This is a genomic window from Gudongella oleilytica (genome assembly GCF_004101785.1).
Taxonomy (GTDB): domain Bacteria; phylum Bacillota; class Clostridia; order Tissierellales; family Tissierellaceae; genus Gudongella; species Gudongella oleilytica.
Genome location: NZ_CP035130.1, coordinates 1,359,360 through 1,384,229 on the forward strand (window position 1 = coordinate 1,359,360; position 24,870 = coordinate 1,384,229).

27 protein-coding genes are annotated in these 24,870 nt (G+C 41.9%); all 27 read right to left on the reverse strand.

Annotated features, from left to right (window positions below; translation table 11 throughout):
* Positions 1-58 precede the first annotated feature (58 nt).
* Positions 59-1,069, reverse strand: a complete 1,011-nt coding sequence (locus EC328_RS06405) for a deoxyguanosinetriphosphate triphosphohydrolase (protein ID WP_128426029.1) — start codon at positions 1,067-1,069, stop codon at positions 59-61.
* Positions 1,070-1,172: 103 nt separating this feature from the next.
* Complete coding sequence (locus EC328_RS06410; protein WP_128426030.1) at positions 1,173-1,994, reverse strand: pyruvate, water dikinase regulatory protein; 822 nt, start codon at positions 1,992-1,994, stop codon at positions 1,173-1,175.
* A 12-nt stretch (positions 1,995-2,006) separates the two neighbouring features.
* Positions 2,007-2,645 (reverse strand): transcriptional regulator CcpN, encoded by a 639-nt coding sequence (gene ccpN / locus EC328_RS06415; protein ID WP_128426031.1) that lies wholly within the window; start codon positions 2,643-2,645, stop codon positions 2,007-2,009.
* Between the two features lie 2 nt (positions 2,646-2,647).
* Entirely contained in the window at positions 2,648-4,726 is a 2,079-nt protein-coding gene (gene glyS, locus EC328_RS06420) for a glycine--tRNA ligase subunit beta (RefSeq protein ID WP_128426032.1), read from the reverse strand.
* A complete protein-coding gene (gene glyQ / locus EC328_RS06425) occupies positions 4,719-5,606 on the reverse strand; it encodes a glycine--tRNA ligase subunit alpha (RefSeq protein ID WP_128426033.1) in 888 nt (295 codons plus the stop codon). The genes glyS and glyQ overlap by 8 nt, the downstream gene beginning before the upstream one ends.
* A 277-nt stretch (positions 5,607-5,883) precedes the next feature.
* A complete protein-coding gene (gene recO / locus EC328_RS06430) occupies positions 5,884-6,621 on the reverse strand; it encodes a DNA repair protein RecO (RefSeq protein ID WP_128426034.1) in 738 nt (245 codons plus the stop codon).
* 21 nt (positions 6,622-6,642) lie between these two features.
* Positions 6,643-7,527: a GTPase Era gene (gene era / locus EC328_RS06435; protein WP_128426035.1), complete on the reverse strand. Its 885-nt coding sequence runs from the start codon at positions 7,525-7,527 to the stop codon at positions 6,643-6,645.
* A complete protein-coding gene (locus EC328_RS06440; protein WP_128426036.1) occupies positions 7,520-7,936 on the reverse strand; it encodes a cytidine deaminase in 417 nt (138 codons plus the stop codon). The genes era and EC328_RS06440 overlap by 8 nt, the downstream gene beginning before the upstream one ends.
* 10 nt (positions 7,937-7,946) lie before the next feature.
* Positions 7,947-9,002, reverse strand: coding sequence for a DUF3048 domain-containing protein (locus EC328_RS06445; protein ID WP_128426037.1), 1,056 nt, complete (start codon positions 9,000-9,002; stop codon positions 7,947-7,949).
* Positions 9,003-9,016: 14 nt separating this feature from the next.
* Positions 9,017-9,721 carry a diacylglycerol kinase gene (locus EC328_RS06450; RefSeq protein ID WP_128426038.1) on the reverse strand — a complete coding sequence of 235 codons (705 nt, stop codon included), beginning with the start codon at positions 9,719-9,721 and terminating at the stop codon, positions 9,017-9,019.
* A complete protein-coding gene (ybeY, locus tag EC328_RS06455; protein WP_128426039.1) occupies positions 9,718-10,182 on the reverse strand; it encodes an rRNA maturation RNase YbeY in 465 nt (154 codons plus the stop codon). Before ybeY ends, EC328_RS06450 begins: the two co-directional genes overlap by 4 nt.
* Positions 10,183-10,220: 38 nt before the next feature.
* The gene (locus EC328_RS06460; RefSeq protein ID WP_128427010.1) at positions 10,221-11,147 is read right to left on the reverse strand and encodes a PhoH family protein; all 927 of its coding nucleotides are present in this window, start codon (positions 11,145-11,147) and stop codon (positions 10,221-10,223) included.
* 183 nt (positions 11,148-11,330) lie between these two features.
* Positions 11,331-11,807, reverse strand: coding sequence for a hypothetical protein (locus EC328_RS06465; protein ID WP_128426040.1), 477 nt, complete (start codon positions 11,805-11,807; stop codon positions 11,331-11,333).
* Between the two features lie 11 nt (positions 11,808-11,818).
* Complete coding sequence (floA, locus tag EC328_RS06470) at positions 11,819-12,799, reverse strand: flotillin-like protein FloA (RefSeq protein WP_128426041.1); 981 nt, start codon at positions 12,797-12,799, stop codon at positions 11,819-11,821.
* A gap of 1 nt (position 12,800) precedes the next feature.
* Positions 12,801-14,096, reverse strand: a complete 1,296-nt coding sequence (locus EC328_RS06475) for an NfeD family protein (RefSeq protein ID WP_240671458.1) — start codon at positions 14,094-14,096, stop codon at positions 12,801-12,803.
* A gap of 122 nt (positions 14,097-14,218) precedes the next feature.
* A complete protein-coding gene (gene ltrA, locus EC328_RS06480; protein WP_240671456.1) occupies positions 14,219-15,460 on the reverse strand; it encodes a group II intron reverse transcriptase/maturase in 1,242 nt (413 codons plus the stop codon).
* A gap of 112 nt (positions 15,461-15,572) precedes the next feature.
* Positions 15,573-15,752, reverse strand: coding sequence for a hypothetical protein (locus EC328_RS06485; RefSeq protein WP_128425093.1), 180 nt, complete (start codon positions 15,750-15,752; stop codon positions 15,573-15,575).
* A gap of 240 nt (positions 15,753-15,992) precedes the next feature.
* Complete coding sequence (locus tag EC328_RS06490) at positions 15,993-16,436, reverse strand: GatB/YqeY domain-containing protein (protein ID WP_128426042.1); 444 nt, start codon at positions 16,434-16,436, stop codon at positions 15,993-15,995.
* A 16-nt stretch (positions 16,437-16,452) separates the two neighbouring features.
* Positions 16,453-16,635 carry a 30S ribosomal protein S21 gene (rpsU, locus tag EC328_RS06495; RefSeq protein WP_128426043.1) on the reverse strand — a complete coding sequence of 61 codons (183 nt, stop codon included), beginning with the start codon at positions 16,633-16,635 and terminating at the stop codon, positions 16,453-16,455.
* A 106-nt stretch (positions 16,636-16,741) separates the two neighbouring features.
* On the reverse strand, positions 16,742-17,080 hold the full coding sequence (locus tag EC328_RS06500; RefSeq protein WP_128426044.1) for a histidine triad nucleotide-binding protein: 339 nt from the start codon (positions 17,078-17,080) through the stop codon (positions 16,742-16,744).
* A 12-nt stretch (positions 17,081-17,092) separates the two neighbouring features.
* Positions 17,093-18,391, reverse strand: coding sequence for a tRNA (N(6)-L-threonylcarbamoyladenosine(37)-C(2))-methylthiotransferase MtaB (mtaB, locus tag EC328_RS06505; RefSeq protein ID WP_128426045.1), 1,299 nt, complete (start codon positions 18,389-18,391; stop codon positions 17,093-17,095).
* Complete coding sequence (locus EC328_RS06510; RefSeq protein WP_128426046.1) at positions 18,388-19,134, reverse strand: RsmE family RNA methyltransferase; 747 nt, start codon at positions 19,132-19,134, stop codon at positions 18,388-18,390. Before EC328_RS06510 ends, mtaB begins: the two co-directional genes overlap by 4 nt.
* Positions 19,135-19,139: 5 nt before the next feature.
* Positions 19,140-20,054, reverse strand: coding sequence for a 50S ribosomal protein L11 methyltransferase (gene prmA, locus EC328_RS06515; protein ID WP_128426047.1), 915 nt, complete (start codon positions 20,052-20,054; stop codon positions 19,140-19,142).
* A gap of 103 nt (positions 20,055-20,157) precedes the next feature.
* Positions 20,158-21,279, reverse strand: coding sequence for a molecular chaperone DnaJ (gene dnaJ, locus EC328_RS06520; protein WP_128426048.1), 1,122 nt, complete (start codon positions 21,277-21,279; stop codon positions 20,158-20,160).
* 63 nt (positions 21,280-21,342) lie between these two features.
* Complete coding sequence (dnaK, locus tag EC328_RS06525; RefSeq protein ID WP_128426049.1) at positions 21,343-23,160, reverse strand: molecular chaperone DnaK; 1,818 nt, start codon at positions 23,158-23,160, stop codon at positions 21,343-21,345.
* A gap of 15 nt (positions 23,161-23,175) precedes the next feature.
* Positions 23,176-23,763, reverse strand: a complete 588-nt coding sequence (gene grpE / locus EC328_RS06530) for a nucleotide exchange factor GrpE (RefSeq protein WP_128426050.1) — start codon at positions 23,761-23,763, stop codon at positions 23,176-23,178.
* Positions 23,764-23,768: 5 nt separating this feature from the next.
* Entirely contained in the window at positions 23,769-24,818 is a 1,050-nt protein-coding gene (gene hrcA / locus EC328_RS06535; protein WP_128426051.1) for a heat-inducible transcriptional repressor HrcA, read from the reverse strand.
* Between the last annotated feature and the right edge of the window lie 52 nt (positions 24,819-24,870).

Here is a 24,870-nt window from a genome sequence, read left to right on the forward strand (position 1 = left end):
AATATAAATTACGAAAAGTTCAAAGTGCTTTATTAAAAACTGTTAAATAATTGTTATGTCATTTCCACGGCTTTGGAATAAAAAGCTCCTGGAACAGATTAACAATATACCTGTCGGTCATTCCTGCAATATAATCACAAATAATATCTTCCAGAGAATAGTCATCATCTCTATAAAGTGCGAGATGATCTGAGGGTAGTCTGTTGCTGTTATTCCTGTAATAATTGAAGAGCACGGTTATAACGTGTTCGGCCTTTCCCTCCTCCGATTTGGCGTTTTTATTAAAATATACTTCCTCAAACATGAAGTCCCTAAGCTTATTGGTCATTTCGCCTATGAGAGGACTCATTTGGAGTTGATTCTTCCCGTAGTTTGTTTCTATCAAATCCGAGATCATCGTATTGATCCTATTTCCATGGCTGTATCCCAGAATCTCAACACAGTCGGCAGGGAGGTCTTCTTCGCTTATGATACCAGCCCTTATGGCATCATCAATATCGTGATTGATGTAGGCTATTCTGTCTGCATACTTGATTATCTGACCCTCCAGAGTTTCTGATACTCTTTCACCGGAGTGATTCATGATCCCTTCCCTGACCTCATATGTCAGATTCAACCCTTTTCTTCTCTCGTGGCTCTCGAGAAAATCTACTACTCTCAGGCTCTGATCTGTATGCGTGAAGCCTCTTGGATTAAGTTTGTTCAGTATCGACTCTCCAGTATGCCCGAAAGGAGTGTGACCCAGATCGTGAGCAAGTGCAATAGCCTCCACAAGATCTTCGTTTAGTCTCAACGCACGTGCAAGAGTCCTTGCAAGCTGCGCCACTTCAAGGGTATGCGTAAGCCTCGTTCTGAAGTGATCTCCTTCCGGAGCAATGAATACCTGTGTCTTGTGCTTCAGACGCCTAAATGCCTTTGAATGGATTATCCGGTCTCTGTCCCTTTGAAATTCTGTCCTGATGCTGCATTTTTCTTCATAAGCAAGTCTTCCCCTTGAATTCATGCTTAGCATAGCAAATGGGAACAATCTTTCTGCTTCATATTTCTCAGATTCAGTTCTAATATCCATGCCCCAACCTCCATATACCGTTATATATATATTCGACATGAACGATAAAAATCCTTCTTTATTTTCGAAATCACAAGAAAAATTTAGTGTCCCTAATGGAACACTAAAACATTTTATCACCAAATTGCTTGGTCATATGATCAATTATCAGCGCAGCAGTTTCTTCGATTGCTTTGGATGATACGTCGATTATCTCACAGCCTACCTGACCCATGATATCCATTGAGTATTCCAGTTCCTTTTGGATCCGCTCTACGCTTGCATAGTTGGCTGAGTCTCTCAGTCCCAGCGCTTTCAATCTCTCCTGTCTAATTTCTATGAGCTTTTTTGGGTCAGCAACAAGGCCTATTACCCGTCTTCTGTCTTTTTTGAAAAGCTCCTCCGGAGGATTGACTTCAGGCACAAGAGGAATGTTAACCACCTTAAAGTTCTTGTGAGCAAGGTACATACCCAAAGGGGTCTTGGAGGTTCTGGAAATTCCTATGAGGCAGATATCTGCTTTGTCTATCCCCCTTGGATCCTTTCCATCGTCATATTTTACTGCAAATTCAACAGCTTCAACTTTTCTGAAATAGTTTTCGTCAATCCTCCTTATTAGACCTGCCTCACGCTTCGGGGCATAGCCAAGCAGCTTCTCAATAGCCAGGATAGGAGGTGACATAACGTCTATGGTAGGAATATCTCTTTCATAGCCTATTGTATCAATTAGATTTTTTATATGTTCAAGTACCGTTGTATAAATAACAAGGCTTTCGCCAGGCTCAGCCTCACTCAAAACCTGTCTGATATGCTCCTCGTCGTTCATGTATGGGTACTTTCTGATTTCATAATTTTCTGTTATAAACTGCTTTGCAGCTGCTCTTGCAATCAGCTCACCAGTTTCACCAATGGAGTCAGACATAACATATAGAGTTAATTTGCTCATGGTATTCCCCCCTTATAGCTTAGTGCCAAGCTCGACAAACAATCTTGTTATGTTGGTCTTGGTAAGCCTGCCCACGACTCTGTAATTTTTCTTCCCGTCATCAATCCTTTCGATTACCGGTAGACTGTCTATCTCATGTTCAATAAGCTTTATTGCAGCACTGATTGCTGTATCTTCAGGCTCAGTCGTTACCAGGTTAGGCATCCTTGTCATTATCATACCCACAGGTGCCGATTGCAGATCCAACCCCCCGAGGGAAGCCCTGATCAGATCCTTTCTCGATACGACACCGGTCAGCTTCTCTGCAGAGGTAATGAAGACGGAACCAACATCTTCAGTAAACATGTAAACTATAGCGTCGTAAATGCTTCTATCCTCATCAATAACTACCGGCAATGACATTATGTTTTTAACCTGAATGGAGCTGATGGAATCTGAAAGAAAATCATCCGGGGTCCTGCCAGTAAGCAAATATCCAACCTTTGGTCTTGCATCCAGTATGCCGGTCATGGTTAATATTGCAAGGTCAGGCCTTAAGGTCGCTCTCGTAAGCTTTAGCTCATTAGCAATGTCGTTGCTCGTAATTGGTTGCTTTCTTCGTACAATTTCTATGATCTGCTCTTGTCGATTCGAAAGTTGGATAGGGATCACCTCTATCTTCCGACGATGTAGGTCAAATCACAAACTCTCATCATCGTTTCGTAAATTTTTCTTAAAAGTGCCAATCTGTTGTTTCTAAGCTCCAAGTCGTCGACCATTACCATTATCTTATCGAAGAATCCGTCAATTCTATATCTAAGTGTCCCAAGGACAACAAGGGCTTTATCATATTCCTTTTTCTGGATATGAGTGTCAACTTTTTCTTCGATAGCATTGTAAGCATCAAACAAAAGAATCTCTTCCTCTGTAAGAAGGTCTCTCTTGACCTCTGTTTTGTCAGTCTTAACAGCCAAAGAGGATAACCTGCCAAATGCTGCGAGAATATCAGCAACATCATTTCCCTTTGCCCATGAATCCAGTTTTTCACATCTTATTCTCATGTCATATATGTTGTCTGTTCCTGTATGAATAACTGAATCGATCACATCGTAGGGTATTCCATTATCAAGGAACAGGTTCCTTACCCTACCCATGAAGAAGTCCAGTATTTCACCTCTTACTTTATTGTAGTCGCAAGCAAGTCCAGTTTCTTCAACATATATATACAAAGAGAAGTCGATCAGGTCTAACAGGGATATGTTAAGTTTCTTATCTATGATGATATTTATTATCCCCAAAGCACTTCTTCTTAGCGCAAATGGATCCTGGGATCCTGTCGGTTGAATCCCAATGGCAAATAGTCCGCAAATAGAGTCCAGTTTATCAGCCATTGACAGTATGGAGCCAGCAGTTGTGGACGGCAGCTTATCACCAGAGAATCTTGGCAGGTATTGCTCGAACAAAGCCAGGCTGACGATTTCATTTTCTCCAGCCTCCTGCGCATACTCCATGCCTATTTTCCCCTGAAGTTCTGTGAACTCAGTTACCATTTTCGTTACCAGGTCAGCTTTCGCCAAGTGACTTGCCCTTGACACATTCTTTTCAGTTTCTTCTCCAACCTCAAGATAATCCGAAATTTTCTTGACGAGCTTTTGTAGTCTTAAGGTTTTATCGTGCATTGTCCCAAGTTTTTCCTGGAATGTCAGTGTCTTAAGTTTCTCGACATAATTTTCCAACGGAAGCTTCATGTCCTCCTTGTAAAAGAATTTTGCATCCTCCAGCCTTGCACCAAGAACCTTTTCATTTCCCTTAACGACAGTTTCCACATGATTTCCATCACCGTTCCTGACGGTTATAAAGTAAGGAAGAAGTCTTCCCTTACCGTCAAGAACTGGAAAATATCTCAGGTGCTCCTTCATTGGAGTAGTTACTACATCAAAGGGAAGCTTCAAGTACTCATCCCTGATCCTACCAATTATTGGAGTGGGGTACTCCACCAGATTTGTAACCTCGTCAAGCAGACCTTCATCCTTTTGGATGGATCCCCCCTTCTCTCTGGCTAATTTTTCTGCTCCATAACGTATCATATCCTTCCTCTCATCAGGATCCACGATCACATAGTTTTTCTCCATCACGCTCTTGTAAGAGTCTATTGCATCTATAACGATCTCCTGACTACCCAGGAATCTGTGACCTTTTGTGATATTCGAAGCAATAATTCCCTCAAGCTCAAATGACAGAACCTTATCATCAAGAATAGATACCAGCCACCTTATAGGTCTTGCAAACCTTAGGTTCTTACCGCCCCACCTCATAGACTTTGGAAAACCGATTGCCCTGATCACTTCACCAATATTCTCTTTCAATACCCTTTCAACTGCCTTACCTTCCTTTCGGACGGTTGCGTAGACATACTCATCCCCATTAAATTCCTGAATGAAGACATCCTCCATCAGTACCCCCTGCCCCTTGATAAAACCAAGAAGAGCTTTGGTAGGTTCTCCGGATGCATCATAGGCTATCCTCCTGGCAGGTCCTTTTACAACAATTTCCTCGCTTCCTCCAGCATCTCCGAGCCCTTCAACGATGCAGGTCAATCTTCGTGGTGTAGAGAGGATGTTGATTTTTTCAAATGAAAGTCTTTCATTTTTCAATAGCTTTTCGATATTTAAATGAAGCTGACTGCAGGAATCATTTATCAATCTTGCCGGAAGCTCCTCAACTCCTATTTCCAGGAGATACTTTCTATTCATTTAATTCACCGTCCTTCTTAAGCAATGGAAAACCCATTTCTTCTCTTTGCTGAATGTAGAGATTTGCAATACTCCTTGCAAGATTTCTAACCCTGCCAATGTAGGATGTCCTCTCTGATACAGATATTGCGCCCCTTGCATCAAGAACATTGAAGGTATGGGAGCATTTTAGTACATAGTCATATGCTGGCAGCACCAGACCTTCTTCTATAATCTTTCTGGCTTCATTCTCATAAGTATTGAACAAACCCTTCAAAACTTCAATATCACCCTTCTCGAAGCTATATACGGAATGCTCGTATTCCGCCTTTTTAAAAATGTCTCCATAGGTAAAATCCTTGTTCCATCTTATGTCGAATACATTGTCAACGTCCTGCAGATACATGGCTATTCTTTCAAGTCCGTAGGTTATCTCTCCTGATTCCAAATCACAATTGATCCCCCCGACTTGCTGGAAATAGGTGAATTGGGTTATTTCCATCCCATCAAGCCATACTTCCCAACCAAGTCCCCATGCGCCAAGAGTAGGAGCTTCCCAATTATCTTCGACAAATCTTATGTCATGTTTAAGGGGGTCGATACCTATAGCTCTCAGGCTGTCCAGGTAAAGATCCTGGATATCATCAGGGGATGGTTTGAGGATAACCTGGAGTTGGTGGTGCTGATAGACTCTGTTTGGATTTTCCCCGTATCTGGCATCAGCAGGTCTTCTTGACGGCTCAACATATACCACCTTCCAAGGTTCCGGACCAAGTGCCCTAAGGAATGTGTGAGGGCTCATTGTCCCTGCTCCTTTTTCCACATCGTATGGCTCTGCTATTATACAACCTTTTTCTCCCCAGTAATTAAGCAATTTCAGCATTAAATCCTGAAAATACATCTTAGCCCTCCTCAATATTTTTGAATACAAAAAAACCTTGTCATCCCTATAGGGACGAAAGGTATCTTCCGCGGTTCCACCCTACTTAATACCGAAAGGTATTCTCTCAGTAAGCTTGCTCGGCAGTGCCTTTTGCTTGCATCTAAGGTACCCGGTTCCCACCTCTTCCGGATTCTCTTTGTCCTTACTCTGCAGCTACTCTCTGCGTCAATGCAATTGTTCAGTTTATAAACATTAATCTAACAAATTATGGCGTTTGTGTCAAGACGGTGCTTTTCTATAGCTTTTGTCCCCTTTGCAGCATTGTTTGGGATTTTAACTCCTTTAAATCGAGATTGTATATAATGAACTGATATAGGATACTGTGTATCCTCAATAAAGCCTCAGTGCTTAGGTTCAGCTCATCCAGCTGATCAAACCTTGACAGTAGTATGTTGCCCATTGCCTCAAATAAAGCCTGATCTATAAGCACACCTGAGCCTTTTCTGCAGCTGTCGCAATATACGCCTCCTTCTATTATACTGAAATCCCAAATTTCAGATGCAGTTCTCCCACATTTAAGACATTTAGACAACTGCGGCCTGTACCCGAGGATCGAGATCATTTTAAGTTCAAAAGCTACTGTCTGTAATATTGGCTTCATGGAACTGGACATATCGAACAAAGCTTTGTCCAGCATATTGAATATCTTCGAGGATGATTCCCCTTCAGGCACTGATCTTTCAACCAGTTCAAGGATGTAAAATCCGTATGTCAGCCTGTCTATGTCCTGGCGGATAGTAAAGTTTGAGCTTTCAAGCTCTGCAGATTCGATGTAGTAGAAGTTTTTCCCTTTTTTTAGCTCAAAATGACTTTTACTGAAAACCTCTGTTGCCGCCAAAATTTGGGATTTGGGCTTAAGGGCACCTTGAGCCATAATGCTGATCCTGCCAAGATCCTCAGTGAATAATGTTACAATTTTACTGCTCTCCTTATATTTGATCCAGGATAGCACTATACCAAAGGTTTTTGCCATATTTTCATCCCTTACATGCGCCTACTTGTACCCAAAATATTTTACCTTGTTTGCTCTCTCTCGCCAGTTTTTCTCTACTTTTACCCATATCTGCAGGTTAACTTTTGTATCCATTAGCCGCTCTATGTCTTCTCTGGCCTGTTGCCCAATCATTTTCAGCATTTTTCCCTGTTTGCCGATAACCATGCCCTTATGGGACTCCTTTTCACAATAAAGGTTTGCAAATACATCGAGAATGTCCTTATCCTCTCTCTCGACTATCTTGTCAATTTCCACATAAATTCCATGGGGTATCTCGTCCTCAAGATTTATCAACGCTTTTTCCCTGATTATTTCAGATATTATAAAGCGTTCTGGCTGATCTGTTATCATATCATCGGGAAAATACTGCGGCCCCTCCGGAAGCATATTTTTAAGGACTTGGATGTACCTGTCAAGATTATCATTATTTAGGGCAGAAACTGGTATTATTCCCTTGAAAAGACCCATGGAATCATATTTGTCAACAAGCTTTGCAATATCTTCCTTCGCAAGTTTATCGATCTTGTTGATCAATAAAACAATCGGTGTGGAAATAGCTCTTAATTCCCCCAGAATATAGCTGTCCAGCTTACCTGTCTCAAGACTATCGTCAACCATGAAGGTCACAATATCTACCTCTTCAAGTGTAGTTCTGGATATTTTGAGCATATAGTCACCAAGGATATTTTTTGGCATCTGAATGCCTGGAGTGTCCAGAAACACTATCTGAAAATCATCTCCGGTATAAACCATTTGTATTTTATTTCTCGTTGTTTGAGGTTTGTCTGAGATAATTGAAATCTTCTCTCCAATTACCTGATTGAGCAATGTCGATTTGCCAACATTGGGTCTTCCAATGACTGTTACAAAACCTGATTTATACATTATTTTCCTCCTCTGAATCAGGAAGAAGCTCCTCCGGGCCAAAGCTATGTGGAAGAAGCTCATCCAGACCGTACTCCAGAAAATCATCCTCTGTGTTTGCTATAAGGATCCTTGCATCCTTTCCGAACTCCCGTATTACTTGTCTGCACACTCCACAGGGATAGGTGTGGTGGGAATCTCCAACAACTGCAACCTTCCTGATCTTTTTATGGCCTTCAGAAACTGCCTTGAAAATTGCTGTCCTCTCTGCGCATATGGTTGGCGAATATGAAACTATTTCTATATTGCAGCCAGTAAATACGGTTCCATCCTCCATCTCTACCGCAGCACCTACGTGAAAGCCTGAGTAGGGAACATACGCCATTTTCTTAGCTTCCAAGGCTTTTCTTATAAGCTTTTTATTGTCCAAATCTCTCACCTCATTCAATTATTACAGAAGAATTTCCACCAATGATCTGGATCCAAGTGATTCCCGGCTTCAACTGTATCTCGTTCCCTGAGCTGTCGAAATAGAAGGTTTTGCCGGATCTGCTTTTCTTACTCCAGGTGATTTCCTGCGACAGACCTCTTGATATGTATAACCCGCTTCCTTCTCCTTCAACCGCTATCCCTAATCTGCCCTCATTATCCAGCACCTTAATATTTGTTTTCTGAATGATTATATTGTCCGCTTTAAGCTGGCTTCCGTCCGATTCGTCCACATGTGGCTTCCCATCCTTGAATCTGAGGTAGGCCTCTGATTCATTGTTATACTCAAATCTGGTATTGTTGCTTTTGTTATAGATGATTTCTACATTATTGGCAGGTGAACCAGTCATTGGGACATCCTCACCCACGAAAATGAAGCCCTCGATTTCACTTTTATCTCTAAAGCCTTTATCCTTTTGTACCTTTCTTAATTCATCCATGCTTGTATAAAGATTGTTTGGGGCTTTTTTGCTGCTTTCTCTCCAGAAAACCCTGGGTGAACTGGTTAGTCCGTCAATCTCAGCTACTTTAAGATTTCTTGCATCTGATTTTGCAGCTTCACTGCCTCCTACATGAACAAATATCGCATCAAACTCATAGGCTTTTGTCACCAAATAAGGTCTGGCGCTTCTCACAGGTCCGATCTGGCCCTCTGGATGATTTAATAAAAATAATCCCATATACCTTGTGAAGGTTCCTTCAACGGGATACTCATACACTATCTCAGCATATTTCAAGCCCGCCTGCCATCTTGCTGCTGGATGATTGTCAAATACTATTGCCATGATCCTGCCATTGACCACTTCCTCGGGACCATAAATTCCGCTTAAAGGAGATTGTATCCCCTCCGGGACTACTATTTCCGGCTCAGGCTCAGGCTCAGGTATCTCAACTGGTATCTCAGCAACAGGTTCTGGTTCCTGTGTTGGCTCAGGTGCTTTGGCACACCCTATCAGTGATGTGGTTATCAATATCAGGATAAAAGCGAAATAGCTGGTTTTCTTCAAATTTTAATGTCCTCCTAACCGATGATTTGAAATATTAAAATTCCTATTAAAGTACCCAGAAGTCCTCCTGTTATTACTTCAAAGGTACTGTGTATCTTCCCTTCAACTCTGCTTTCAGCTACTAAAAGAGCCAACCCGAATGCCATAGTGATGATCAGCAGATTATCGCTGAGTGTGGATATGATCGTGGCTAAGCAAAACGATATAGCGGAATGCCCGCTGACAACTCCCCCCTGGAAGTGAGTGCCTTTTCCGGTATGGAATTTGGTTTTCAAGCCTATCGTGGCGAGAACGACCAGGATCACAGCCACAAATGTAAGGTGGATAGGGGAATTTTGTATCTTTGTTATTACCTGCTCTTTGAATGGATTGAGTCTGTCAAAGAATATTAGATATCCTACCACCACAGCATTCAGGGATGCTATCAATACTGCTCCAGCAGATACGTCCTTTATAACTCTGGCTAGAGGATGGTAGTCCCTTGTTATCATATCCACCGTCTTTTCCAGAGCTGTGTTTATCATTTCAAGAACAACAACAAGGACTACTGTCAGGAGTAAGATCATAAACTCAACTCTGGTCAAATTGAAAAAAGTACTTAGCAATATGACAGTAATAGCAGCTATGTAGTGGACCCGGAGACTTTTCTCCATTTTCATGGCTGCCATTATACCGGAAACTGCGTAGTTGAAGCTGTCAATGAATTCCTTCACCTTCATGGCTCAACCTCCTGATCCTTGAAAATCCCCAGCTCTTTCATGGCTCTTTTCTCTTTTAACCTCATTTCTTTTCTCTCTTCAGCCTCCAGGTGGTCATATCCCATCAGGTGGAACATGCTGTGTACGGCAAGATAGGATATTTCCCGTTGCAGACTGTGTCCGAGGTCTTTGGCCTGCTGAAGGACCTTTTCTGTTGAGATAACAATATCTCCCAGCATCTTTTCCCCAATCCTGAACTCATCCTCAAATGGAAAGCTAAGAACGTCAGTTGGTTCATCTTTTCCTCTATACTCCCTGTTTAGTTCCCGGATCTCATCATTGGTGACAAAAGATACACTTATCTCCCAGTCGAGGCCATAGCCCTCTATATCCAAACAGACCACTGCTATTTTTTTTAGTAATTCTTCTGTCTTGTCGTCAATATCTATCTGATTCTGTCTGTTATCAATATACAGTTCCATATTTATCCCCCTTGGGTCATTGAACTATTTTAGGTTTCTTAACCGTTATTCTCAACTGACTCATAGGCCTCATAGGCGTTTATTATTCGCTGGACCAAAGGATGTCTTACTATGTCAGCGCTGGTCAAATTTATAAATTCGATTCCCTTTACGTCCTTTAGTATTTTCATTACCGTCTTTAATCCTGACTGTCTGCCCTTACCAAGATCGATTTGTGTTATATCTCCTGTAACACAAACTTTTGAGCCAAATCCAAGCCTCGTCAAAAACATCTTCATCTGCTCGTTGGTTGTATTTTGAGCTTCATCAAGTATTACATAGGCTGAATCAAGTGTTCTTCCTCTCATATACGCAAGGGGTGCTACCTCGATAAGGCCTTTTTCAAATAACCTTAGATAGGAATCAGCTCCAAGTATATCAAAGAGAGCATCATAAATCGGACGCAAATAAGGATCAACTTTCTCCTGAAGATCCCCTGGAAGAAATCCAAGGTTTTCACCAGCCTCAACCGCCGGTCTGGTAAGTATGATCCTGCTTACCTCTCTATTTTTAAATGCCTGTACTGCAATGGCCATCGCCAGATAGGTTTTCCCGGTACCGGCAGGTCCTATACCAAATACGATGTCATGTTTTCTAAGTGCATCCACATATCTCTTCTGTCCAAAGGTCTTTGGTTTTATAGTTTTCCCAGAAGCTGCAATACAAATGACATCATTCAGCAGCTCTCTAATATCAAAGTCTCCACCAGCCTTTGCCATTTCCATTAGATACTTGAGATCCTGGGGATCAAGCCTTCTCTGTCTTTCTATTATATACACCAGATTTTTCAAAAGACCTTCTGCCAGATTTAATTCTTCTGAGTACCCAAATAAGTCAAGAGAATCATCCTTTAACCTTACCTCCACGTTGAGCCCTTCCTTAATAAAAGATAGATTCTCATCCAGATTCCCCAGCAATTCCTTCATTACCTGGTGATCTCTTATTAAAATAGATCTTTCTTCCTTGTTTTGAACCAAGTGGTTACCTCCCGGATTAATTTGCTTTGCTACCTAAATAATACCACATAACCATGTGATTTTCCACAGTTTGTGTCTATGGTAAACTTAAGAGGAGCCCTATTAAGAACTCCTCTTGTTGTAAATAATCTTCTATCTTGTCATTGATTTTGGTTTGTTCAAAATCTCATTGTAAATTATAGCCTTTAAAATATCCTTTTTTGGTTCTAACTTCATCTTTGAGTCAATATACTCAGTTTGAGGTCCTTCGTCTACTACAGCGGTCTGAAGTACAGGCTCATCCCTGACTGATTCCATCCTTTTTTGAGGTTCAGGAGCTTTTTGCTTCTGAGGTTCGCCAAACTGGGATGCAGTTGAAGCTGCAGGCCTGTTCTGTTGTGGTTGAGTCTTCTTGCCCGGCTGACCCCCAAATTCCTTTTCTATTTGTTTTCTATATTCATCAAGAGACTTTCTTAAATCCTGCCCTTGTTTCCCTGTGCTTTTTTCCCTGTCTGTGTCCTGATTAAAGCTTCGTTGCCGTTTTTTTTGAACTTTCTTCTTATTTTTTGCATTTCCAATAACAAGATTTAAAAGCACCAAGAATATTAGAATGCTAATAGGGCTATCCATTTAATCACTCCCTATATTTGCTTCTTCTCATCATCTGTCATCTTTGAGATAGAATTTCTCATATCAGTATCTGCAAGTATATTTTTCATATTATAGTAATCCATTACTCCCAGATTACCTTTTTTAAGGGCTTCTGCCAATGCTAAAGGAACCTGAGCCTCAGCCTCAACCAGCTTAGCTCTCATGGATTGTACCTCTGCGATCATTTCCTGTTCCTTAGCCACAGCCATTGCTCTTCTTTCCTCAGCCTTGGCCTGAGCAATCTTTTTATCGGCTTCTGCCTGCTCCATTTGCAGCTTAGCTCCGATATTTCTACCTACATCCACGTCAGCAATATCGATAGATAATATTTCAAAGGCCGTACCTGAATCTAAGCCTTTTCCGAGTACAGTTTTTGATATGCTGTCAGGATTCTCAAGAACCATTTTATGAGTTTCGGAGCTACCAACAGTAGTAACTATACCTTCTCCAACTCTGGCTATGATAGTCTCTTCCCCAGCTCCTCCAACTAATCTTTCAATATTAGCCCTAACTGTGACCCTCGCCCGAGCAACTACCTCTATTCCGTCTTTTGCCACAGCAGCTATTTGAGGAGTTTCAATTACCTTTGGATTTACGCTCACCTGTACTGCTTCAAGCACGTTTCTGCCAGCCAGATCGATTGCAGCTGCCCTTTCAAATACCAAAGGGATGTTAGCTCTTTGAGCTGCTATCAATGCATCAACCAGTGTATTTACATTACCGCCTGCAAGGTAATGAGCTTCAAGTTCATCAATATTGATGTCCAGACCAGCTTTTGTGGCCTTGATCATAGGGCTGACTATCCTGTTTGGCACTACTCTTCTTAGTCTCATACCTATCAAGGTTGAGATTTTTACCTTAACCCCTGAAAAGAATGCTGTGATCCACAAGCCAACAGGTACAAATGTGAAGAACAGCATAACCAGAATAATTATTACCAATGCAATTCCCAATGTTAAAATAAGTTCCATCCTATACCCTCCTTACAAATATTTTAGCCCCTTCTACCCTTATTACCTTGATCTGGGTACCCTTGGGGATAAAGCCTCCTTCAGACAATACATCATACTTTTCTCCTTCGATCGTCGCAAAGCCGGATGGGCGCAGCTCGGTTAATGATACACCTTCTTTGCCGATCATATTTGCTTCAGCTTCATTACTCAGGTAGCCTTTTTTACCCTCAAGACGGTTGTTCAGTATTATCTTGTTTAATAGCTTACTTTTGAATCCCATCTTAACCATAACTATCGCTACCAATGCCGTTATTATAATTGAAATGCTTAAGGATAGAACCGCTGTTGACAAGTCCTGCATGGCAAGAACTGTTCCCGCAATAACAAATATGAGTCCGCCTATCCCCGGAAGTCCAAATCCAGGTACTAATCCCTCGATAATAAGAAGGATGAGACCTACGACAAATAGGATAAGTGAAGTCCAGTTTGAGTTCCCCGCAAGGATATTACCCCCGAAATAAAGTGCAAAGCCCATTATTGAAATGGTGCCTCCCAATCCAAATCCCGGTGTCAGAATCTCAATTACTAATCCCACAAATCCCAAAGTAAGAAGTATTGTGCTGATATACGGGTTTGAGATATACTTGGCGAGCTTTACCTGGAGGCCTTCATCAACAACCTCAATGTCTGAGGAATTGTATCCGAAGTGATCGAGCATTTCCCGGTAATCCTTGGTCAGGATATCAGCTACCCCGTACTCAATAGCCTCCTGAGCTGTAAGATTAACCAGCTTATCTGCACTTACAAGTCCCGGGATCTCAATATCCTTATCAGCCATAGCCTCAATAACCAATGAATCTCTCCCACGATATTGAGCTGTGTCTCTTAATACTCCTCGCCACATAGACAAAACTTTTTCAGTGTTCGGTATAGTTTCTGCTGAACCAATCACTGCGTTCTCAGCCATAACAACATGTTCGCTTGCTATGGTAATAAGAACTCCCGCAGATGCAGCCTTGTTGTTTACATAGGAGATCGTAGGGATGTTTGTATCAATAATGACATCCTTTATCTTGATTGCCTCGTCAACCAGCCCACCATAGGTGTCGATCTCAAATATTATTGCTTCAGCTCCCTCTCTGTTCAAGTCGTCTACTACATCTCTAACGAAGTTGTGAGTCGCTCTGTTGATTTCACCCTTGATTGGTACTACATAGACCTTCCCGGGTGTTTCCTGGGCTGATACGTTCAGGCTCGCAGCGAGAATTGCCACAATTGCCAAAAACAACACAATCCCAACTTTTCTGATCCTCAATACGTTCACCTCCAATATGCACTACTTTCTTATGATACCCAAATCTTAGCTATAAATGATCGAGTAGGGGAAAATTAATTCCCCTCTCACACCACCGTACGTGCCGTTCGGCATACGGCGGTTCAATTCAAATAATAATCCAAACAACTAATGAGACCTCGCTTTGCGAGGATTTCTTTTGATATTTTACGTAAACCTGTGGTTTTAGCCACTGCCTGGTAATGGTTGTTAAACCCTACCGACTGTCTTACCATCCATTCCGGAGCACCGAGTTTTCTTAAGCCCCACATTCTCTTCTGACTGGTTTTCCACTGCTTCCATATCACGATACGGATTCTTGTACGCAAGTGTCCATCTATTCGTATCATATTAGTCTTCATTTTACCTATTCGAAAGTAGTTTATCCAGCCTCTGATTACCCAATTGAGTCTCTTTATTCTATCGTCCATGCTGATTGACCATGAGCGTTTTGTGAGCTGCTTGAGTTTTCTCTTGAATTTAACTATGGAGTCCCGATGAGGCCTTGCCTCCCATTTACCATCCATCTTCACAAAACCAAATCCTAAATATTTTAGCTTTGTTGGTTCTGTGGTTCTTGTCTTTTCTGCGTTGACTTTTAATCCGAGTTTTCTCTCTATCCATTTTGTTATGGTGTTCATAACTCTGTTGGAAGCTGCACTACTTCCTACTGCTATTACACAGTCATCTGCATATCTAACAAAATTAAGTCCTCTTGCTTCAAGCTCTTTGTCAAGCTCATTGAGCATGATGTTACTGAGTATTGGGGAGAGGTTTCCTCCCTGCGGGGTCCCCTCGTTGGTTTCTTCATATTTTCCTTTGTCCATCACTCCTGCCTTTAGATATTTAGCTATGAGTGATTCTGTGTCAGGGTCTTGTATGATTTTGCCTACAAGGGTCATCAGCTTGTCTTGTGGTACATTATCAAAGAACTTCTCAAGGTCAATATCCACTATGTAGATATATCCGTCATTCAGATATTCCAATAGTTTGATGACTGCCTGTTGTGCTCGTCTACCCGGCCTGAAACCATAGCTGTATTCGCTGAAATGTGGCTCCACTATGGGTGTGATTACCTGCACTATTGCCTGTTCTATGATTCTGTCCATCACTGTGGGTATACCAAGTTTTCTTACTCCACCATTTGGCTTTGGTATTTCAACTCTTAGCACCGGCTGAGGTTTGTACTTTCTGTTACGAATACGTTCCTTGATGTCTTCCCAGTTTCCTTTCAGATATTCATCAATTTCGTCTACACTTATGTTGTCTATGCCTCCTGCTCCTTTGTTGGCTTTTACCTTCTTGTATGCAAGCAGCATATTCTCTCTTGATAATATCTGTTCCATTAGTTGTGACATGATTTGTCTCCTTTTCCTGTTTTGCTTTCATGCATATCAACCTTACCTCCTGTGAACCCTTCGCTCCGTTACGTCTTCGCTACTGAGATTCTCGTCAGGCCTATGCATTTACATCCGTAAGTCCATTTGACTTTGAATTGTTCAGTCCTTCCTTGTTTCCAAGTACTATGACCTCTGCTGACTTCTCATGGTTCGTTATTACTACGGTTTTAGCCGCCCATGAGACCTCACGGGATAAGTCCTCTGTCTTTCCTCGTCTACCTGCCTGATCTACCTGCATGGGTTACGATTGCCTTTTGGACTTCACTGCTTTTGGCCAGCTTATCCTCCATGCAAGCCTTGGTATCAGGTTTCTGTCCGTCAGGCTACGATTTCGCTATTGCTTCCTCTCGCCCACACCTCACGATGTGAACCTTGCAAGTCGCTATAGGGTTCGTCGGCAACTACGCCCCTTGTGGACTTTCACCACAGACAGAAGGCATGCCCGTCGTACCAAAAAAACCTGAGATTTACTCAGGTTTTAGTTCAATATTTTTCTAACTGCTTGATTGATCATATTGCCATCGGCTCTACCCTTTACCTTTGGCATTACAGTTTTCATTATGGTCCCAATTTCCTTTAGGGAGGTAGCTCCAATTTCATCTATGGTTTCTCGAACTATTTGTTCAACCTCTTCCTCAGAAAGCTGCTTGGGCAGGTACTCTAATAGTATGCTCATTTCTGCTTCAGTAAGATCTACAAGGTCCTGTCGGTTTCCCTTTCGGAATTCCTCTATTGCCATCTTTTTCTCCTTCAGCTGCTTTGATATGATTTCAAGGACTTCCTCGTCACCGAGCTCTATCCTCTCATCGACCTCGCGCTGTTTGATTGCAGCTCTCACCATTGTGACAGTATTTTTTCTTATAGTATCTTTGTTCCTCATGGAGGATTTGAATTCTTCCATTAGTTTATCTTTGAGTGACATAGGTTCACCTTCTCGATTAGAACTTGGAATGCTTCTTTCTTCTTGCCGCCTCAGATTTTTTCTTCTTTCTTACGCTGGGTTTCTCATAGTGCTCACGCTTCCTGACTTCCCCAATAACTCCTGACCTTGCACAGGATCTTTTAAACCTTTTCAGGGCATTGTCCAGAGATTCGTTTTCACCAACTTTGATTTCCGTCATCGTTTCTTCCCTCCCCTCTCAACTACAAGAGTGCAACAATACTGACTTAGCTATTGGATGCATACTTAATAATTATACAATATATCCTTTCGCTTTTCAACTGTTTTTAACCGGGTGGCCACAACATTTCTCTTCCACCCAGGACATGGAAATGAATGTGTCCCACAGTCTGACCTCCGTCGCTTCCGCAGTTGTTTACAACTCTGTAGCCGTTCACAATTCCCTGTTCGGATGCAAGGCTCGGAATAAGTCTCATGATATGTGCTATCAGCCCATCATGAGCTTCATTTACCTGGTCAAGTGAATGGATGTGAAGCTTGGGAACGACAAGAAAATGCACTGGGGCCTGGGGATTTATATCCCTGAAGGCCATTACTAATTCATCCTCATATATCAACTGACTGGGTATATCCTTACTTGCTATGCTGCAAAACAAGCAATCCATATTAACACCCCCTTAAAGAAGAGTTCCCTCCATAGTCAAATCATCACCTATCAGTGTCCTTGTTCTAATAATATCACCAATCAGGTCTGTTTGTGAAGGAGTTTTTACTCTGATGTAATTAGTTGTATAGCCTTCATAAAACCCTTTACCACTATTCCCATCCTCATAGAGCACTGACATTGTTTTGCCATCGAATTCCCTGTGGAATCTGGCAGCAAGCTTGGCACCTAAACCGATAAGCTGCTCGCTTCTCCTGTTTTTTATATCGCCCTGCACCTGATCCTTCATGATCGCTGCAGGCGTCCCCTTTCTTGGTGAATACTTGAAAACATGTATCCTGGAAAACCCAATTTCTTCCACAAAACTCATTGTTTCTGAAAATTCCTCTTCAGTTTCACCAGGGAATCCAACTATAATATCAGTAGTCAAGCCTGCATCAGGCATGTAGTTTCTTATCAGTTCTGCCTTTTCCCTGAATTCTTGCGTGTCGTAGCGTCTATTCATCCTTTTGAGAACTGAATCAGAGCCACTTTGCAGTGACAGGTGAAAATGGTCACATACCTTTCCACTTTCAACTATGCTTTTCATAAAGTCCTTATCGATCAATCCAGGCTCTACAGAACTTAAGCGTATCCTCTCTATTCCTTCAATTCTGCTTATCTTTGAAATAACGTCGCTTAAGGATCCCTTCTTTAAGTCTTTGCCATAGGAGGCAACATGGATACCCGTAAGAACGATCTCCTTGAAACCAGCCTCAGCGAGCCTCATTGCCTCTTCTTCGATATCTTCATATTCTCTGCTTCTTATAGGTCCTCTTGCATATGGTATAATGCAATAGCTGCAAAATTGGTTACAGCCATCCTGTATCTTCAGGAAAGCCCTTGTTCTTGATTTGATCTCCTCAATACGTATCTTTTCAAATGATTTATATGTCTTAACAGGTCTTACGATGTTGATTTTCTCTTTATTTGTTGATGCCCTTTCGCATAGCTCCACGACCATATCACGTTCGCTCGTTCCGATCACAACATCTACACCTTCAATTTCTTGTACCTCGTCCGGAGAAACCTGTGAGTAGCAACCTACCACAGCAACCACTGAATCGGGGTTAAGCTTTTTGGATTTTCTAATGAATTGTCTTGATTTTCTGTCAGACAGGTTTGTAACTGTACACGTATTTATAACATAAACATCTGCTAATGAATCCTCTTCAACAATCTCATACCCATTCTTGTTGAACAGTTCTTCCATCGCTTCTGTTTCATACTGATTGACCTTACAGCCAAGTGTATGAAATGCTACTTTTTTCATTGAATCACTCCTAAATCCCCAAGCTCATAAAGTAAAATGCTCGCAACAACCAAGCCCGCAGTTTCCGTTCGAAGTATCCTTCTTCCCAGGGTTACAGTATGGGCACCGGCTTTTTTCAACTCCATTATCTCATCTTCCTCAAAGCCGCCTTCAGGACCAATTATAATGCAGATTTCTTCACTACCCTTAGCGTCCTCGATAAAACCTCTGAGAGTATTTGTTCTCTCCAGTTCATAGGGAACAAGGACCTTCTTGTCTTTCACAAAGCTTAGCATTTCGCTGAAACTAAGAATTCTGCCTAATTTTGGTATAGAATCCCTCATAGACTGCTTAGATGCTTCCTCAATTATCGTACTCCATCTATCCAGCTTCTTCGACTCCTTAGAAACCTCCTTGATCTTAACGACACTTCTTTCAGTGGCAACAGGATAAAATGAGCTTACTCCAACCTCAGTGCACTTTTGGAGTATAGTCTCCATCTTTGCTGCTTTTGGAAGTCCCTGGAATAGGGTCAGCTTAATAGGAGGTTCATTGAGCTTGCCCATCTTTTCTACTATTCGAGCGGATACCTTCTCCCTGGATACCTCATCAAGAATACAAAGCATTACCTGACTTTCAGTGACCAGTTGAATCATCTCACCCTCTTTGAGCCTGATTACATCTCTTATATGTCTTGCGTCCTGTCCTTTTACAATGGCTTTATCATCAATGATTTCTTCTTTGGAAATAAAAAATCTATGCACTCAGATCACCTCTTTGCAACAACAGCACACCAACCGTTGAGGCTCCTCGAATCCAGTATGGAATACCCTGACTTGACCAGGGCATCTTCGACTAAATGAAGCTTTTCGTCGATTATCCCAGATGCTATTATGAGCCCGTTATCCTTCAGGAAGCTTTTTAGTTGAGGTACAAGTCCTGCGACAATCTCAGCTATTATGTTTGCTACAATTATATCAGCTTTCTCATCCACCATGTCCAGCAGATTACCGTGGATAGCCTCCGCCTTGTCCTCCACTTGGTTTATTTGAAAGTTTTCTTTACTGATCTTAACGCACATTGGATCCAGATCGATTCCAAGAACTCTTTCTGCACCAAGCTTTGCTGCAACTACTGACAATATCCCGCTGCCACAACCTACGTCAAAAACAGTTGTCCCAGGGCTAACATACCTCTCGAGAGCCTCTGTGCACATTGCAGTTGTCTCATGAGAGCCTGTTCCAAAGGCCATACCCGGATCAAGCTGTATGACGATATCACCGGCTTCAGGTTCAAATGTTTCCCAGCTTGGCTTAATAACTATGCTCTTACCGATCCTGGTTGTCTTGTAATATTTCTTCCAATTCTCAGCCCAATCACTCTCATCCACCTCAGACAGAAGGATTTCTCCCAATCCTTGAGCTTCGATCAGTTCAATTATTTTCCCGGTTATTGCTGCAATGTCCTCTTCCTCTGAAAAATAAGCCTTAAGTACTATCCCTTCTTCATCAATTTTTATGAGCTGTGGGTCAATAAAATCCCAATCCTCTTCCCTTTTCGAAAGTGCTGTTATATCCCGCGGGTCCTCTATAGCCAGTCCATTTGCCCCATTTTCGTAAAGAATATGACTTACTATATCTTCATTTTCCTGTTTTGTTTTTATTTTGACCTCTATCCAATTCAAAAGATCACATCCTTTAATTTTCTCAGACAATTATATATCATTATGATGGAATTTTCTACAAAAGAAAACCTTATCCATCTCTTTGAGAGGGATAAGGCTTGTATTACTTTAATACATCCTTTACTTTGTCAAAAAACTTCTTCTTAGGCGGAGAACTGTACTGCTCACCCATTTCTTTTGAAAATTGGATCAAAAGCTCCCTTTGCTTGTCGTTAAGATCTTTTGGAATGGTTACATCAACTGTCAGGAAAAGATCTCCCCTTCCAAGACCTCTGACGTTTGGTACTCCCTGATTTTTAAGCCTGAAGATAGTCCCGGGCTGAGTGCCTTCGGGAATAGTATAATCCTGATACCCATCCAGGATCGGAACCTTGATTTCCGTTCCCAGAACTGCCTGAGTGTAGGATATTGGGATTGTAACGAACACATCGTTGCCTTCACGTTTAAATACCGGATCTTCTTTTACTGTAACATAGATGTGAAGATCTCCAGGTGGCCCACCCTTTTCACCATGGTGGCCTTCTCCACGTACTGAGATTATTGAATCACTGTCAACTCCAGCAGGGATCTTAACATTTATCTTTCTTGTTTTGATTTCCTTCCCGCTTCCTTTACAGGTCTCGCAGGGCTCATCGATAACATGACCCGATCCTCCGCACTGATCACAGGTGCCTACCTGCATAAATTGTCCAAAAGGAGTCCTTTGTGCATACCTTACTTCTCCTGATCCATGGCATTTGCTACAGGTCTTTTTTTCAGTTCCCGGCTTTGCCCCCGAACCCTCACAGGTAGAGCAGGTCTCAAATCTTCTGGTCTGGATCTCCTTCTCGACTCCAAACACAGCCTCCTTAAACTCTATGACAATGCTTTGTTTTACATCTCCACCCCTCACCGGGCCTGATCGTCTCGAAGCTGAACCTCTTGAAAATCCTCCTCCAAATATGTCGAATATATCGTCAAATATATCTCCAAATCCTCCAAAGCCAGCTCCACCTGATGCCTGAGGATCAACTCCTGCATGTCCAAACCTGTCATATCTGGATCTTTTTTCCTCATCACTCAGAATTTCATAAGCTGAATTGACCTCTTTGAATTTTTGCTCAGCCTCTGGATCATTGGGATTGAGGTCGGGGTGATACTTCTTTGCCAGTCTTCTGTAGGCTTTTTTAATTTCATCTTGTCCTGCATCCTTGCTCACCTCAAGGATATCATAGTAATCCCTCACTGTCTCACACCAGCCTCCATATCAATCGTTCAAAGCCAAGCCCTGGGCTTGGCTTTGTAATAATTATTCCTCGTCAACTACCTCATAATCAGCATCAACAACATCTTCATTGGAGCTTCCACCTTCAGGTGACTGCGTTTGACCCTGCGCCTGCTCGTACAGTTTTTGTGAAATTGCATGGAATTCGTGTGTCAGTTCATCAGTTTTGGTCTTTATCAGCTCATAATCGTCTCCCTCAAGTGCTTTCTTAAGTGAGTCCAGTTTTTCAACTACTTTGCCCTTTTCTGCATCGGAAATCTTACCTTCGAGATCCTTTAATGTCTTTTCGGTCTGATATACGATTGAATCGCCATTATTTCTTAATTCGATGTTCTCTTTTTTCTTCTTGTCTTCTTCTGCGTATCTCTCTGCTTCTTTTATCTTTTGATTTATCTCATCCTCTGACAGCTTGGTTGAAGCAGTTATAGTGATCCTTTGTTCTTTTCCTGTTCCAAGATCCTTAGCGCTGACGTTAACTATACCGTTTGCGTCTATGTCAAAGGTAACTTCGATCTGAGGTATACCTCTTGGTGCCGGTGGGATGCCTGTAAGCTGGAATTTCCCCAAGGTCACGTTATCAGCTGCCATTTGTCTCTCTCCCTGCAGAACATGAATATCTACTGATGTCTGACTGTCAGCTGCGGTAGTAAACACCTGTGATTTTTTTGTGGGTATCGTTGTGTTTCTCTCGATAAGCCTTGTGGTTACTCCACCCAGAGTCTCGATTCCCAGAGAAAGCGGAGTTACGTCCAACAACAGAAGATCCTTGACTTCTCCACTTAAAACTCCACCTTGGATTGCAGCCCCTATTGCAACGCTTTCATCCGGATTTATGTCTTTTTGAGGCTCCTTGCCTATAAGCTTTCTAACTGCGTCCTGTACAGCGGGTATCCTTGTTGATCCACCTACAAGAAGAACCTTTTCTACGTCAGAAGCGGTAATTCCAGCATCCTGGAGAGCCTGTTTCACTGGCTCGATTGTCTTTGCAACCAGATCTGCTGTTAGTTCATCAAATTTAGCTCTTGTTATGTCCATATTAAGGTGCAAAGGTCCTGCACTGGTGGCTGTGATGAATGGAAGATTTATATTTGATGATTTTGTTGTAGAAAGCTCCTTCTTCGCTTTTTCAGCAGCTTCCTTGAGCCTCTGCAGTGCCATCCTGTCGGCCTTAAGATCCACTCCACTTTCTCTTTTAAACTGCTCTGCTATATAATCGATCAGCCTTTCGTCGAAGTCGTCCCCGCCGAGGTGGTTGTTTCCTCTTGTAGCCAATACCTCAAATACACCATCCCCAAGCTCAAGTATGGAAACGTCGAAGGTTCCGCCTCCAAGGTCAAATACCATTATCTTGTGTTGACCATGCTCCTTGTCAAGTCCATATGCCAGTGCTGCTGCAGTAGGCTCGTTGATTATCCTTTTTACATTCAGGCCTGCAATTTTGCCTGCATCCTTTGTTGCCTGTCTCTGACTGTCAGTAAAGTAAGCTGGAACAGTGATTACGGCATCTGTAACAGTTTCACCCAAATAGCTTTCTGCGTCAGCTTTGATCTTTTGAAGTATCATAGCTGAAATCTCTTCAGGGCTATAACTCTTGCCGTCTATATTTACCTTGTGGTCACTTCCCATTTGTCTTTTGATCGATTGGATCGTTCTTTCAGGATTAGTGATTGCTTGTCTCTTGGCAGTTTCACCTACCAATCTTTCCCCATCTTTTGTGAAAGCAACTATGGAAGGCGTTGTTCTGTTACCCTCTATATTAGGAATTATTATTGCCTCTCCACCCTCCATAACGGCAACTGCTGAGTTGGTGGTACCTAAGTCGATTCCTATTATTTTTCCCATTTTATTTCCTCCTTATTATTTAGATACGATTACCATCGCTGGTCTGATTACCTTGTCCTTAAAAATATAGCCCTTCTGAAGTACCTCAATCACTGTTTCGGAATCAATGTCAGATTCCACAACTGAGACCGCATGGTGAAGATTCGGGTCAAACTTTTCACCAAGCGCAGGGATCTCCTGTACGGAATTGCTTGAGAGCAAATCCAGGAGCTGCTTTTCTATCATTTCGACTCCCTGATAGAATCCGTTGGTTTTATCTTCACAGGTTAAAATTGCCCTTTGAAAGTTATCAACTACCGGAAGTAAATCTAATATGACCGCTTCCACTCCATAGCTTACAGACTGTTCTCTTTCCCTGTCTGACCTTTTCTTATAGTTTTGAAAATCAGCTTGAAGTCTGGCAAGCTTATTTTCCAGGTCGGCAATCTCGTTTTCCTTTATCTCGAGAAGCGCTTCAAAGTCTTTCTTTTTCACTTCCTCCCCCATTTCTTCAGTATATTCGGCTTTTTCCTCATCGGCTTTTTCCTCATCGGTATTTCCCTCATTGGTATTTTCCTCATTGGATAGCTCTGTTTCATTAGTTTCAAACTCTTTATCCGTCATCTATATCACCTCTTGCCTGTTGTGTTGTGATTGTTTAAAATCTCAGAAATATTATCTGAGAATATCTTAAGTGTAGCAATCAGCTTAGCATAATCCATCCGTGTAGGACCTATTATTCCGATTCTCCCGATTGTTTCGCCATTAAGCTTATAAGTCGTAGTTATTATGCTGCAATCCTTGAGTGGAGCATATACATTTTCTTGCCCTATTCTCACATCTATGTCGCTGGATAAAGCACTCTCGGCCATAATCTCAATAAGCTTATCCTTATCCTCGATTGTTGAAATAATCGACCTTACTTTATCTATATCCTTGTACTCAGGATAGTTCAACAGTTGAGTCAGACCATCTGCATATAGATCGGTGGTCTCTATGTGATCAACTGATTTGCCAATGAACGGCAGCAACCTCTGAAGCTCCTCCTTGTATTGTCTAAACTCATCGAATATTTCAATTGCAAGTTCTCTGTTTATTGCATGGAATGTCCTGTTCTTAAGCCTGTCATTGAGGATATTTGAGATTTCAGATATTTGATGTTCCGGGATACTCTTGGTGAGTTTAAAAACTGCATTTTTGACTACTCCCGACTCGTTCACCAGTATCAACAGGATTTGAGTTTCACCGATTGGCAATAGCTGGATGTGCTTTATTTTGGTTTCTTTTAGCTGTGGAGATATGGCCAAAGATGTATATCTTGTGATTCTTGACAAAATTCTGGCAGCATTCTGGATCAATTGATCCATCTCTTTGCTTTCCTTTACCAGGGCTTTCCTGATTTCTGTCTTCCATTTCTTATCAAGGTCAACGTCATTTTGTCGGATAAGGGAATCAACATACAGTCTATATGCCTTATCAGAAGGAACTCTTCCGGAAGATGTATGAGTTTTATTAAGAAATCCGAGTTCTTCAAGGTCGCTCATTTCATTTCTGATGGTTGCCGGGCTTACCCCCAAATCATAGTATTTGGAAATCGTCCTGGAGCCTATTGGCTCAGCTGATGAAATATAGCTGTCAATTATTGCGTAAAGTACTTTAAATTTTCGTTCATCCAACATATATCCCACCCCTTGCTTTACTTGGATGATTGTTAGCACTCATAGATGTAGA